This window comes from Vibrio sp. 1401 (assembly GCF_033340295.1).
Genome location: NZ_JAWOWF010000019.1, coordinates 43829 through 58299, shown reverse-complemented (window position 1 = coordinate 58299; position 14471 = coordinate 43829). Strand labels below are relative to the sequence as shown.

At 42.8% G+C, this 14471-nt stretch carries 9 protein-coding genes and 1 pseudogene; 3 read left to right on the top strand and 7 right to left on the bottom strand.

Going from position 1 to position 14471, the window contains the following annotated elements:
- Nucleotides 1-132: 132 nt before the first annotated feature.
- Nucleotides 133-1569 carry an arylsulfatase gene (locus R7Z77_RS11850; protein WP_225491420.1) on the bottom strand — a complete coding sequence of 479 codons (1437 nt, stop codon included), beginning with the start codon at nt 1567-1569 and terminating at the stop codon, nt 133-135.
- Between the two features lie 247 nt (nt 1570-1816).
- Here R7Z77_RS11850 and R7Z77_RS11845 point away from each other — a divergent pair, with 247 nt between their 5' ends.
- Complete coding sequence (locus tag R7Z77_RS11845; RefSeq protein WP_005377761.1) at nt 1817-3334, top strand: arylsulfatase; 1518 nt, start codon at nt 1817-1819, stop codon at nt 3332-3334.
- A 107-nt stretch (nt 3335-3441) separates the two neighbouring features.
- Here R7Z77_RS11845 and R7Z77_RS11840 read toward each other — a convergent pair whose 3' ends face one another.
- The 3 genes from R7Z77_RS11840 to R7Z77_RS11830 all read right to left on the bottom strand — a co-directional run bounded on the left by R7Z77_RS11840 (nt 3442) and on the right by R7Z77_RS11830 (nt 7079).
- On the bottom strand, nt 3442-4440 hold the full coding sequence (locus R7Z77_RS11840; protein WP_005385672.1) for an HAD family hydrolase: 999 nt from the start codon (nt 4438-4440) through the stop codon (nt 3442-3444).
- Between the two features lie 162 nt (nt 4441-4602).
- The gene (locus R7Z77_RS11835; protein WP_005377763.1) at nt 4603-5700 is read right to left on the bottom strand and encodes a hypothetical protein; all 1098 of its coding nucleotides are present in this window, start codon (nt 5698-5700) and stop codon (nt 4603-4605) included.
- Between the two features lie 53 nt (nt 5701-5753).
- Nucleotides 5754-7079, bottom strand: a complete 1326-nt coding sequence (locus tag R7Z77_RS11830) for an anaerobic sulfatase maturase (RefSeq protein WP_318136681.1) — start codon at nt 7077-7079, stop codon at nt 5754-5756.
- A 238-nt stretch (nt 7080-7317) separates the two neighbouring features.
- Here R7Z77_RS11830 and R7Z77_RS11825 point away from each other — a divergent pair.
- Nucleotides 7318-8045, top strand: a pseudogene (locus R7Z77_RS11825) (formylglycine-generating enzyme family protein).
- Nucleotides 8046-8091: 46 nt separating this feature from the next.
- On the opposite strand, the gene R7Z77_RS11820 reads toward R7Z77_RS11825, so the two are convergent.
- A complete protein-coding gene (locus R7Z77_RS11820; protein ID WP_318136680.1) occupies nt 8092-10422 on the bottom strand; it encodes a tetratricopeptide repeat protein in 2331 nt (776 codons plus the stop codon).
- 388 nt (nt 10423-10810) lie between these two features.
- On the opposite strand from R7Z77_RS11820, the gene R7Z77_RS11815 reads away from it, so the two are divergent.
- Nucleotides 10811-12376 carry an arylsulfatase gene (locus R7Z77_RS11815; protein WP_130546076.1) on the top strand — a complete coding sequence of 522 codons (1566 nt, stop codon included), beginning with the start codon at nt 10811-10813 and terminating at the stop codon, nt 12374-12376.
- Between the two features lie 189 nt (nt 12377-12565).
- On the opposite strand, the gene R7Z77_RS11810 is transcribed toward R7Z77_RS11815, so the two are convergent.
- The gene (locus R7Z77_RS11810) at nt 12566-13987 is read right to left on the bottom strand and encodes an aspartate kinase (RefSeq protein ID WP_318136679.1); all 1422 of its coding nucleotides are present in this window, start codon (nt 13985-13987) and stop codon (nt 12566-12568) included.
- Between the two features lie 86 nt (nt 13988-14073).
- Complete coding sequence (locus R7Z77_RS11805) at nt 14074-14460, bottom strand: ectoine synthase (protein WP_005377769.1); 387 nt, start codon at nt 14458-14460, stop codon at nt 14074-14076.
- Between the last annotated feature and the right edge of the window lie 11 nt (nt 14461-14471).

Sequence of the window (14471 nt, the reverse complement as noted above, 5' to 3'; positions counted from 1 at the left end):
ACGAACTTTAAGTATGGTCGACGAATGTGACTGTTCAAATGAAACTAGAAAAAACATGGCCCTAAATGGCTCTAATGAGATATTGAACCAAAAACATACCTCATGCATGCGAGAAAGAGCCATTGGGGTAAACTACTTCTGGCGTAACCCATCCACTGGAAATTGATTGAAATTCCCCTTGCTACAATCGGGCTTATATCCAAATGGAGCAGGGAAAGGAATCGTATCGCAGCTTGTTGCAACGGAAGATTCAAACTTTACTCTCTTTCCTATCATGATAGGAAATAACCATGTGGCATTATTTCTTAAATCAAACTCCTCTTTAGGGTCATCAATCAAATTGTATATTTCAGGGATCTGTAATGGGCGCCCTTTCTCCGGCATGATATCTTGATCAATAAAGTGCATCTTGTAATTTTCCCACTTATAAGCATAGGTTTCAGAGCCATTGTTAATGATAAAACCATCTCGATTAGACTTTTCACTATCTCCCTTTAAAAAGGCCCACTGATCAATACTATCTATTGTTCTATCGCTTGGTAATTTGTATCCACCGACATGAGAAAGTGAGGCAAATAGATCCACAACATGGATAATTTCATCACTCACTCTGCCCGGTTTGATGTGGTTAGGCCAAGAGGCAATAAATGGTGTTCGGAGAGAGCCTTCAAGAGCCGTAAAGTATGCACCACGCCATGGCCCGCTAGAGCCTTGGTATGGCATATGCCACTCTGGACCGTTGTCAGAAAACCAAATCACTAGTGTATTGTCTTTAATTCCTGCTTTTTCTATTGCACCAATAACTTGCCCAGCTCGAAAATCTATCTCAGCTAACACATCTGAGTAATTTCCTTTGCCTGTTTTACCAATAAAATCAGGATGAGGTAGCGTCGGTAAATGTGGTTGAGTAAAAGTAATTACAGAGAAAAATGGCTTATTCTCTTTCACATTTCGATTTATAAAATCTGTGGCATGTTCAACTAGCTCACTGTCAATCGTTCTACGTGAGTCCAAATTATATTCTTTGACCCCTTTAGGATCCTGCCCTGCTCTAGCTGAAAGGATTTGAGGTTTAGGTAATATAGCTTTATAACCGGGTTGAGAGCTATATTCTGACTCATCCGTCGTATTTGCAATGCCATACCATTCATCAAAGCCTTGATCCGTTGGAAAGCGCCCTTTTTGGTCTCCCAAATGCCATTTCCCGTAAAGGCTCGTGTTATATCCTTGTTCCTTAAACTTCTCTGCAATGGTTATCTCCCAGTTCACCATACCGTAAGGCACTCCCCAAACAACCTTATCTGTCCCAGATCTAAGCGCTCGCCTCCCCGTCATGAATGAGGAGCGAGTTGGCGTGCATTGCGGTTCCACATTAAAATTAGTAAGGCGTACACCTTCTCTAGCAAGTTGATCTAAGTTTTTAGTTTCAACACCTCTGGTACTCCCATAGGAACTTAGTTCCCCCCACCCAAGGTTATCAACCAACATTACCACGACATTTGGTGTCTCTTCCGCAACCACTTCTAACGGGATACATAGAAACAGGATAGTTGCTAGTTTATTTTTCATAGTGTCGCCTTTCATTGAAATTCAATCCTGTAAGTGCGTCTTATCACACTTAAAACACACTAAAGTCTAGTCCATGTTAGTTAACATTTTTGAAAAACAGGGATTACTTGGAAGCAACAAAAAACCTCTACTATATTCAACTGACTACATTGTCTCATTTGGTGTCATCTCACTCGACTTCGCCATGATGAACACAATTAGTAACGTTATATAACGATAATGGATTCATTTATCGCGGAGGATTTTCATGCGAAACTCGATTAAAAAGGTAATGGCATTGGTCGGTACATTAGCTGCGTCCACAGCCTTTGCTGCCGATAAGCCCAACATCCTTGTGTTCTGGGGTGACGATGTAGGTGTATACAACATTAGTGCGTATCACAATGGTATGATGGGAGGGAAGACTCCTAACATTGATAAAATCGCCAATGAAGGTGCCATTTTCACAGACGCTTACGCACAACAGAGTTGTACTGCCGGACGAGCCTCATTTATTCTGGGTCAACATCCGTTTCGTACCGGTCTATTGACTATTGGTATGCCCGGCGCAAAAGAGGGTATTCAATCGAAAGATCCTACTATCGCAGAGTTACTTAAAAATCACGGCTATGTGTCTGGTCAGTTTGGTAAAAACCACCTTGGTGATCAAGATGAGCACCTACCAACTAACCATGGGTTTGATGAGTTCTTTGGTAACCTATACCATTTAAACGCGGAAGAAGAGCCTGAGTCTGAGTTTTATCCAAAAGATCCAGAGTTTCGTAAAAAATTCGGACCTCGAGGCGTGTTGAAGGCGACTGCGGATGGCAAAATCGAGGACACAGGTCCCCTTACTCGTAAGCGTATGGAAAACGTAGACCGAGAGTTCATGGATGCTAGCTTGGCATTTATGGAAAAAGCAGTAAAAGAAGACAAACCATTCTTTATTTGGCATAACTCAACCCGTATGCACGTCTGGACACATTTGAGTGAAGAATATCAAGGGAAGTCAGGTTACGGCTTATACGCCGATGGCATGATGGACCTAGATGATCAAGTAGGTGTCATGCTTGATAAACTTGAAGAGCTAGGCGTAGCAGATAACACCATTGTTGTTTTTAGTACTGATAATGGCGCTGAGAAATTTACCTGGCCAGATGGTGGTACTACACCGTTCAAGGGCGAAAAAGGTACGACTTGGGAAGGCGGATTCCGCGTTCCGATGATGGTACGCTGGCCTGGAAACATTAAACCAGGAACGGTTATCAACGATATCTTTTCACAAGAAGACTGGATGCCAACTCTACTCGCAGCTGTGGGCGAACCTGATGTGAAAGAAAAACTATTGAAGGGTCATAAAGCAGCGGGCAAAACCTTTAAAGCACATTTAGATGGCTACAACCAACTTGATCTGCTGACTGGTAAAGCTGATGAAGGCGCACGCAAAGAAATCTTTTACTTCGATGCTGGTGGTAATTTAAACGCCGTTCGTTATAAAGATTGGAAGATCCACTTCAGTATTATGGAGGGTGCCATTAATGAGGCATACCGCAAAACACCTAGTTGGCCTTTGATTGTAAACCTTCGTATGGATCCATTTGAGGTCGGTCCAGATGCAGCACTTTACGTCAGACATTTTTACGCTGATCAAATGTGGATGTTCGTTCCTGCTCAAGCTATCGTGCGTAAGTTCCTAGAGACATTTAAGGAGTTCCCTGCAACGAAAGGTAGCTCGTTAAGTATTGAAAAAGTGGTAGAAACAATGACACAGCAACCTAGAAACTAGACCCTAGGTATCGAAGCTACTGTGGAATTAACTAAGGCCTCAATTGTGAGGCCTTTTATTTCGTTGCAATTGTTTGGTTGCAGCAATTTATGGTCAAACAAAGATTATCATTTAGTGCTCTCTTTAAACACTTGATTCCAATCTTGTTTCATATCGACAAATAGCCAACCTTGCTCTTCACCTACTTTAAACGATTTATCTAACTTACCAACATGAGAATCTTTATCATACGCCCATTCGCGCTTGTCATCCGTGTGATGGATAATCGCAGAAAATCTTGGACCTGAACCTGCTTTCGTCCACTCTAACATCTGTAAATCACCATCAGAATTACCAAACGCCATGACCGGACGTTTGCCAATGAAGTTTTGGATCGTCACAGGCTTTACTGCTTTGTCATTGACAAAGTCTATTTCCGGCATACGTTGGATGGTAGGTTTTCCATCAACACTTTGATATTCCGCCTTTAACGTCGTTCCCACGATGTTTTGCGTTGGAATGCCGTATACTTCCGGCGCCCAAACGCGCATAAATTCAATTCCGCCTCCAGAAACGATGTAGGTCTGATAGTCGTTAGCTCTTAAATAGTCGAGCAGTTCGAGCATAGGTTGATAGACCATTTCAGTGTATGGTCTACCCGTTGTTGGATGGACAGCCGTTTTCAACCATTCCTTAACTTCTTGATGAAACTGTTCAGTAGACATTCCAGAATGGGTTGCCATAACAAGCTTCATTACACCTTCGAGTCCTTGTTTACCAATCCCCTCCATGTCACCTTTTAATGCGGAAGCAAAGGGTTCGGTTGTCTTCCAATCAGGATGCTCAGAGGCCATTTCTTTTACTCTATCGATCGCAAAAAACAACTGTAGATAAACAGGCTTTTCTGCCCAAAGTGTTCCATCATTATCAAACGTCGCGATTCGTTGGCTTTCAGGAACATAGGAATCCGAACCTTGGGTCGTTGTTTTCGTAACAAACGCCATAATAGCTTGCTTAGCGTCAGTGTTGTTCCATGACGGAAGTGGATCTTGCATATCAGCAGCAACAGCGTAACTAGACAGAGCAAAACCTGTTGCTAAGACAATCGTCTTTAACTTTATAGCCATCTTAATTCCTTATATTGAGGTGCTAGGTGCGAATCCAATCAAAAGTATAGTTCAATTGAAACAGGCGCATATTGAACTGACATATCCAACGGCCACCAAAGAGTGACACCGTCACTAAATTGGTTCACTATTTTATTGAAATAGGAACATGGAATTTACCGATTAGAGTTTAAATTCATTGGCTTCAACTGATGTAGAGGCACTTTTACGTCCCTTTTTCTGATTGAGCTCTTCAATAACATAGTCGGGAGCGACCTTCGTTAGCTCTGTTAAACAGTCATCCGTTTTAGGGTTGCCGTATCTGACATAGATGTCACACACGGCATACAATTGTTCTGGAGCACCGGATATCAAATACGCTTGCTCAAAAGCGTTGACAGACTTCTTCAAGTCTAACTCTTCTTGCAGAACACCATTTAAATACCAAAAGTAACTGTTCGTCTTTGCCATCGTCGCAGCTTTGTCTATTTCAAACGCCGCTTCTTTCTTTTTGTCTAATCTAACCAAAGCGAGAGATTTAGAATAATGCAGCGAGGCATCTTCTGAATTTAGCTTGATGCCCTCGTCAAGCACGTTGATAGCTTTTTGGTCTAGCTGTTGCGCTCGGAAGTTGTCTGCATAGCTTAACCAAACTTGAGGGTTGTTTGGCTCAAGCTTAGTTAACTCTGGGTATATCAGCGCCGCTTTATCCCAATCACGATGCCAACGGTAAACGTCTGCAAGTAATAACTTGGAAACATTATCGTTCTTACTGGACAAGTGTGCTGTCAGCTCTGAAACAGGCCCTTCAAGTGACTGCTGTTGCTCTGAACTCAAATTGGCGTAATCTCGAACGAGGTTAATCGCTGCTGTAATTCGCACCATGGCGGCGTCATCACTCAATAATGGTGAAATCAAACGCCAACGGTGCTCAATCATATATGGTTGTGCTCCCACGATCGCAGCTTCGCGAATACCTGCATCTTCATCCTGCAACCCACGCGCAACTGCAACCAATGCATTTTGGCTTGGATAGTTGGCTAACTCACGTAAAGCATCAATACGTTTTTCTGAAGACAACTTTTTATTTTGCGCATCATAAGACAGCTTTTCGACTCGTTGCGCCGGTGTCATTTGAGCTTCTTGTGGAGTGACAACCGTTGTCGGCGATACCTGGTCTGGGTCTAGCAATGTTGTTTCTTGTGCCACTGCTGTTTGACTCGCAGCAATGCCGATCGAGATCACGAGTAATGATTTAGAGAGCAGCTTAATTTTTTGCATTCAATAACCTATATTCTTTCATTTCCGGGCCTGTAGCAGGCGTAGTGACTATCTTAAAACTTCGTTTCAAACACAGTCTGTGTTTGAGTAGCTTGCTGGTGTAGAATCTGGTCACTGTATTTACCGTGAACCACTGGGTTACCTGTCGCTCGTAAGATGTACGCCATCGACTGATCAACATGGGTAAAAAACTTCTTCCAACCCGCGCAGAGATAATTAAGACCAGGCTCACCTTGCCTAGTACGGATAAAACGGTTTTTGGGACATTCTCCAAAACATGCAAATTGATAATCACATTGAAGGCACTGTTGGGGCAGCGTACGACTTTTAGCAAACCCAAATTTCTGCTGCTCAGAGCTATAAGCGAGCGTATCGAGCTTTTCGTGATGAATGTTTCCAACCTTATATTCTGGGTACACGTAATGATCACACGCAAACACATCACCATTAGGCTCCATTGCTAAGCCCTTCCCGCAGATTTCACCTAACGTACACAGTGGGTTTTTTCTGCCCATCCAGGTTTCGATACTGGCTTCAAAGTACTGCACAAACACGTTGCCGATATCGTGTAAAACCCATTCATTGAAAATCGCGATCAGAAAATTTCCCCATGCTTCATCCGCAACGCAAAAAGGCTCAACAACGGCATCTTTATGACCTGGGATCAACCGTTTATCTCCTTGCTTTAGTTGCTCGTTTGGCTCCCAAGTTTGAGGGGCGGTTGTTCTGAATGTTTTCTGCTCAACTATTGGAATAAACTGCATTTGAGGGGAGCGTACTTCATCTCGCAAGAATCGGTACACTTCAAGTGGGTTACGGCCGGTCAAGTTGTTAACACAAGTGAGCGTAGCAAACTTTACTTCGTGCTTATGTAATAATTCAACCGCATTCATAACTTGCCGGAATGTGCCTCTACCAGCTCGGTTTGTTCGGTAAGCGTTGTGCATCATTTCTGGGCCATCAATGCTTAAACCGACGAGAAAGTTGTTCGCCTTTAAAAACTCACACCATTCATCTTTAAGCAGTGTGCCATTAGTCTGGAGATCATTGGAGATCGTAATGCCATCGGGACGGTATTTATTCTGTAGCTCAACAATTGTCTTGAAATAATCCAAACCTAGCATTGTCGGCTCACCACCCTGCCAAGAGAAAATGATTTCAGGTGTATTCTGTCCCGCTATATATTGGCGGATATAGGTCTCGAGCGTTTCCTCATCCATGACTGGTGAGCAGCCTGGCTTGTACTCAAGTAAATCTTGTTTGCTTAGGTAATAACAATAGGTGCAATCGATATTGCACACTGCACCGATAGGTTTCGCCATGACATGTAATCGCTTGGATGCTTTCCCATTGAACTGCGGACCTTGAGTTATGTGCATTCATCACCTTCTTAGTTGCTAGCCTGTGCCCAACGGCGCTAAGACTAATCATTAAGTTAATCGCCTAGTGTGATGATAATGTTCAATTATTCGTGGCGCTTGTTATAGTGTGTATAACTGTTTTTCATAGACTTGCCTGATAAAATTTTTTGATCATAAATGTTGATGGAGCTCCCCTATGAAGCATTCCAAAAGTAATACTCTTTACCTTGGTGCCGCTATTTCGATTTCGCTAATTATGACTGGATGTGCAACAACACAACCTAGCCCTCTTGCTCAAAAAATCGATCAAGATATGGTTCTTATTGAAGGCGGACAATTTACGATGGGCTCGGATAATCCATCAGCAAATAAATCTGAGCGCCCGGCCCGCACCGTTCGCGTGGAAGATTTCTATTTGGCAAAATTTGAGGTAACCCAAGAGTTATTCGAATCGGTTACAGGCTCTTCTCTGAGCTATTTTAGAAACCCAAATACGCCCGTAAATAACATTAGCTGGCAACAAGCCAATTATTTTATAAAGAAATTGAATGAAAAAACGGGAGAGCACTATCGTTTACCCACCGAAGCAGAATGGGAGTTTGCAGCGAAAGGGGGGAATCTAAGTCAAGGATTCACTTACGCGGGGTCTGATGATATTAACGACGTTGCCTGGTATGCCAGTAACTCAAACAATAAGGCACACAAGGTAGTCAGAAAAAACCGAATGAGCTTGGCTTATACGATATGACGGGTAATGTTGGTGAGTTTGTTATTGATGCGTTTGATGAAGGCTATTACAAATCAGCACCAAGTGATAATCCGGTAAACGCAAAAGATGAAAAAGAAAGCCTGGCACACAAGTCTGTACGAGGTGGTAGCTTTGCCTATGATGCTGACGAATCCGAAAACTATCGTCGCGATTTTGCTAGCCAGTCAGTCATCATGTCCGATATGGGGCTGAGATTAGCGAAAGACGCTGATTAAACTAAGCAAGAAAAAAGTGGAGCGATAAAAGCTCCACTTTTGGTAATTAGCTCCTATTGACCCCGACAATAGAGGCTTTAAGCTGATCAATAGCTTGTTTAGGTGCATAGTGACTAAGCTCTTGTATGCACCTATCGAAAGCAAAAGCGACAGCACCTTTTTTATGATTTCTCGCTAGAACCTCGCATTGAGCAAACAAGTGTTGTGGATTGCCACCGACTTCAAATGCTGTATGCAACGCTTTACTGGCTTCTAGAACATCGCTTTTTTCTAAAGCTAGACCGTACACGTACCAATAATGCGCATTAGTTTCACCAACTTCTGCGGCGCGTCTAAGTAGCTTTTTCGCATCATCGGCTTTGCCTTGACGCAACAAAGAAAGACCTGCGCTGTATGGTAATGTGCTGGATTTAGGTTGAGCTTTCATCCCTTGTTGTAGCACCGTGAGCGCAGCTTCTTCTTTACCTAGGTGACGATACAAATCTGCTAGGTTAACGTAGCTATTTTCGAAATAGGGTTCGATGCTGATCGCTTGTTGATACAGCTCGGCCGCTTTGTCGATTTCACCTAAGCTGCGGTACACATTCGCCAAATTGGTTCTTCCGAAACCACGATCGGCATTAAACTCTTGAATTTCCATGTACTCTTCTAAAGGCGATTTAATGATATCTTTTTGTAAAGGGGTCATTTGTGCGTAGTTCGCTACCAGCACCGAGGCAGCTTCCGCTCTCACTGAAAGCACCGGGTCACCAAGCAATGGCTCTAGAATCCGCCACCGATCATGAAATTCATAACCAGACGAGCCTGAAATTGCCCCTAATCGAACCATTTCATTCTCATTCTTAACGGCCCTAGCCAAAGATACTGTTGTATTTTGGTCAGTATTGCCCCCCATTCTCTCCAGGGCTGAAGCACGAATAATGTCTTTTAACGACGAATCCTGAGCAGAGTATGCCAACGCATTTGCTGCTCCTTGATGACCAATTGAATCCGCATAAAATGCGACAGCAAAATGTTGCTGATTACGATACTTCGAATTCGGGTACCATTTTGCTATCTGTTCATCGGCCCATTGATTGCTTTTATCTTCATGGCATGACATGCAAACATTGGGCGTTCCAATATGTTTGCTCAAATCCGGTCGTGGAATATGCCAACTGTGGTCTCTACGAGGATCGACTTGCATGTAAGTCGTTTCTGGCATGTGACAAGTCGTACATTGCGATGCTTCAGATCCAGCCTTATGAAAGGTATGCTTTTCAGGTGTATATTCAGATGCAATATGGCATTGCGAACATACTGCCTCTTCTGGGATCGTTAATTCTGCCGTGTGTGGATCATGGCAATTAGTGCACGTGACCCCCTTCTCCGCCATTTCAGATTGAAGAAACGAACCATAAACATAATCTTCGTCGTAAATCTGTCCATCATGATAGTAGAGTTCAGGTGTTATAAGACTTAAGCGATATTTATCAAAAAAGGAACCTTTAACATGATCACCTGTTTCATTTAACTGGGTTCGGCGACTATGGCATTGAGCGCATGTTTGCACTTGATTGGTTGCTTCAATTGATTTCGGCTGTAACGTACTATGGCCTTCCTCAAACACCCAATCCGACACTGCTTTAGACAAATTTCGATCAAAGCCATAATGGCTGTCATGCTCAAAAGAAGTGCCAGCATTTTTGTATTTCTTGGCCAGTTCTATGTGCTGACTAGCAGGACCATGGCATGCTTCGCATCCCACATTAATCTCTGACCATGAGCTGTTGTAAGTGTTTTTGTCAGCGTCGTAATTCTTCTTTAGGTGCGTTGAATGGCAATCAGCACACATGAAGTTCCAATTTTGCCCGGTATTGGTCCAATAGAATTCATCCGTTGTTGTCGTTTCTGGATAAAGATGAAACCAACGCTGTCCCCCTTCAACTTTAGCTCTTGTGTCCCAAGCAAAAGGAATAAGCTGCACGCGGCCATCTTCAAACTCGACCATGTACTGCTGTAATGGTTCCCAGCCAAATGTATAGCTGATCTTATAGTCATGCCATTGCCCGTCAGAGCCTTGAATGTTGACCCAATATTCGCCGCCTTTTTTAAAAAAACGATTAGGCATTCCTTTGTGTGTTACAACATGGTTATCAAAATTACCACGCACAGAGGTTGTACTTGCATGCTTCATGGCCATATCGTGATGTGACCCTTTCCAGGCCTCCACCTCGTTTTGGTGGCAATCTATACAAGCTTGTGTGCCAGCATATTCTGGATTTAAGCCTAAAGGAATATTTGGTTTCTCTGTTAATAACTCTTGAGAAAAAGCCATAAAACTGACAACAACGTTGACCAGCAATAAAATACGAAACCGGCCTGCCCACTGACTCATAGATATCCTTATATTTATAATGCACAACCTAAATCAATATAGACACTAAATCACTGGTTATACAAATAATTACAAGCAATACATAACGACTTTAGTATTGCTTTAGGACCGTAAAACAAGCGAGCATCCTATTGTTTTTCATTTCCATCCCCTCTTCTACTACGCAATAAAAATAAGGCTCTTCAGTGATCTAAATCTACTTTACGAATCTCTACAAACTAACAGGACAATCCTATTTCTTCTTAATTAACAAATGGTTACTACCTAGCAATAACTTATAGTTATATCGAGTATAAGAGGATTTTTCTATATACATCATTAACTTATGCAGCAACTAAGCATAAGGCTCACTTGTGCTTATCTTTACTCTCAACAATCTGGAGTTTTTATGGCAAATCAATTGAGCAAAATCGCTGTAGGCGCAGGACTGTTAGCGGCGTCTAGTGCTGCTATAGCAGCAGACAAACCGAATATACTGGCAATTTTTGGTGACGATATCGGCTACTGGAATATCAGCGCATACAACCAAGGTATGATGAGTTACAAAACGCCAAACATCGACCGTATCGCGAATGAAGGTGCGTTGTTCACAGATCACTACGGACAACAGTCTTGTACTGCTGGTCGCGCTGCCTTTATTACGGGTGAAGAGCCATTTCGTACGGGTTTGTTAACAATTGGTATGCCAGGCTCTGACCACGGCATACCTGATTGGGCACCAACCATTGCAGATCTGTTAAAAGAACAAGGTTACATGACGGGTCAATTTGGTAAAAACCACTTAGGTGACCAAGATAAGCACTTACCGACAAAACACGGCTTTGACGAATTCTTCGGTAACTTATATCACCTAAACGCAGAAGAAGAACCTGAAACTTATTACTACCCTAAAGACCCAGAGTTTCGTAAAAACTATGGCCCTCGTGGTGTCATTAAGTCTTATGCCGACGGTAAGATTGAAGACACTGGCCCGATGACACGAAAACGTATGGAGCACGCAGATGAAGAGTTCCTAGAGAGCTCTTTGGCATTTATGGAAAAAGCAGTTAAGGCGGATAAACCCTTCTTTATTTGGCATAACGCCACTCGTATGCACGTTTGGACTCGCTTGCAGGAAAAATACCAAGGTAAATCAGGTGTAAGCATTTATGCCGATGGTATGCTGGAACATGATGATCATGTAGGTGTTTTACTCGACAAGCTGGATGAGCTAGGTGTTGCAGACAACACTATCGTTATCTACTCAACGGACAACGGCGCAGAAACCATGACTTGGCCAGATGGTGGCGCAACACCATTCCATGGTGAAAAAGGTACAACTTGGGAAGGCGGTATGCGTGTTCCTCAACTGGTTCGTTGGCCAGGCGTCATTAAGCCAGGAACCAAGATCAATGAAATGATGGCACACCAAGACTGGTTGCCTACATTATTGGCAGCTGCTGGCGTACCTGATGTAAAAGAAAAACTGGCAGAAGGCTACAAAGCAAATGGCAAAGAATGGCGTGTGCATTTAGATGGTTATAACTTCATGCCATACTTTGAAGGTAAGGAAGAAAAAGGCCCTCGTGAGTCGCTGCTTTACTTTACGTCTAATGGTGAATTAAACGCTGTCCGCTGGAATGACTGGAAACTTCACTTTGCAACGCTTGAAGGGAACCTAAGTAACGCAGTTCGTTTTGCTCCGAACTGGCCTAAAATCATCCACCTACGCGCTGACCCATTCGAAAAAGGCCCAAGCGAATCACAAATGTACTTGCGTTGGATGGCTGACAACATGTGGCTATTTGTACCTGTACAAGACGTTGTGGGAGAGTTCTTTAAAACACTTCCAGAATACCCAATGCAGCGTGGCACAGCGATGAACCCTGCTTCACTAAACTACGACTCTCTAAAAATGCAAGAGAAGCTGCAACAACTAGACAAAGTTGAACAAGAAATCAGCAAGTTTAAGTAAACTAAGTTAACGTTAGTTAATCAGTAACATAAGCCAGCAGACCATTCTGCTGGCTTATGTGTATCGCCACATAGGAACTTACTTAAATCGCCTGTTTAGCCTATACAAAGTGGGCATTGTGAGTACAAACTGAAAAACAAAAAAAAGGAGAGCTAACCTGCTCTCCTTTGTATTTTAACCGTGGATAAACTAAGCCACATTAACCGATTTAGCTACACTGCTACTTTGGAAAAACTCATCATGCAATGCGCAAATCGCGTGCTGGTATTCCTTATCACCGACAACAAATTGAACATTTACATTTCTCAATGATGAGTGCAGTGCAACTGGCGTAACGCCATTATTCATCAATGCAAGCACACCTTTCGCCAACGTCTTGTTGGTATCAATTTGAGAACCGATGGCTGAGATAAGCGCGACCATACGACCTTTAATCGAGGCATTCGGATAACGTTTCTCGGCTTTATACAATACTTTGTTTAAGCTATCAGTACTGCCACCTAGATAGTAAGTAATAGAGTTAGCGTTCATCTCTTTACCAACCAAACTTACACGAGCATCGGAGATGATTTCCATCAATTCGTAACTAACGTTATCGGCTTTTCCTACCATTGCTTGGTCAAACAAATGCAGTGCAAATACTTTTTCTTTACCTGCGATGATCTCGACTTTGTCTTCTTCTGGGCGGTAGCTTGAAGAGATCAAAGTACCTTCGTGTTCAGGTTCGAATGTATTTTTAACCTGTAGCTCAATACCACTTTCACGTAAACCCGCAGCGGCATTTGGGTGAATCGCTTCCATGCCAAGGTTAGCAAGTTGGTCTGCTACGTCATAGTTTGTACTACCAATTGGTAATACTTTTTCAGGGCCAACAACGCGTGGGTCTGCTGAGCTCAAGTGGTACTCTTTGTGAATTACTGCTAAATCCGCTTTTGTTATTGCTGCAATTCGGCTAAATGTCATCTCACTATAACCTCGGTCATAAGTGTGCATTAGGCCCTCTTTACAGTAAGCATAACCTGTCACGATTGGCAGTTCTTTTGATACATCGATATCAGCAAACGCGTCACTGATCGACTCATCAAGGCTTCTTGGCGCTTGATTATCCCAACCAGACAGGTCAACGAACTTAGCGTTAATACCCATATTTTTTAGTTTTAGTGCTGTGTTGTAAGCACTATGTGCCTCACCGATAGACGAGAGAAACTCTCGAATTTGAGGCAAGTACTGGCGCAACGAAAATTGACCGTACTGACAGGTTTCTAAAATATTCGCGATACAGTTTTTCGCTTCAGCAATGCGGGAGCGAATGAATTTATCCGCACGGATACGATTCATTGGGTCCGCAAAAATATTTTCATTGGTCAGCAACATACGGCTTTCAACGTACGCTAACGCTTCTTCCCATTTGTCGTCGCGTTTCGCGATAAGCTGATAAACGCCTGGTTTACTGGTTTTTTTACACTCGAGCAGCGCATCGGTCATACCACCGTATGCAGATACGACAAAAATACGATTGTATGGTGTTTTGGGACGAAGAATAATATTGTCGAGAACAGCATCAAATGCTGTCATTGATGTACCGCCGATTTTTTCTACGGTAAATGTCATGATAAGCCTTTTTTGATTGGTAACTTTAAAAAGAAAAAAGAAGAGATAGTAAAGTGTGGGGTGGCAAAGCACCCCACCATCATCTTTTAGTCAACGAGAGGATAAACACCGTTTTCATCGTGCACTTCAGCGCCAGTAATCGGTGGGTTAAACACACACGCCATTACCATTTCTTTATTCTTATAAGCTCTCAAGTAGTGCTCATCGTGTTTATCAAGGATATATAATGTACCTGGTTTGATTGGGTACGTTTCTCCACCTACAACTTCAATCTCACCTTCACCACTCATACAAAACACCGATTCAAGGTGGTTTTGATAGTGAATATGAGTTTCTGTATCTTCATAAATCGTTGTGATGTGGAAAGAGAAACCCATGTTGTCGTCTTTCAACAACATGCGGACACTTTCCCAGTTATCTGAAACAACACGTCGTTCGCTGTTGCGGCATTCATCTAGAGTTCTGACGATCATAATTAAAATCC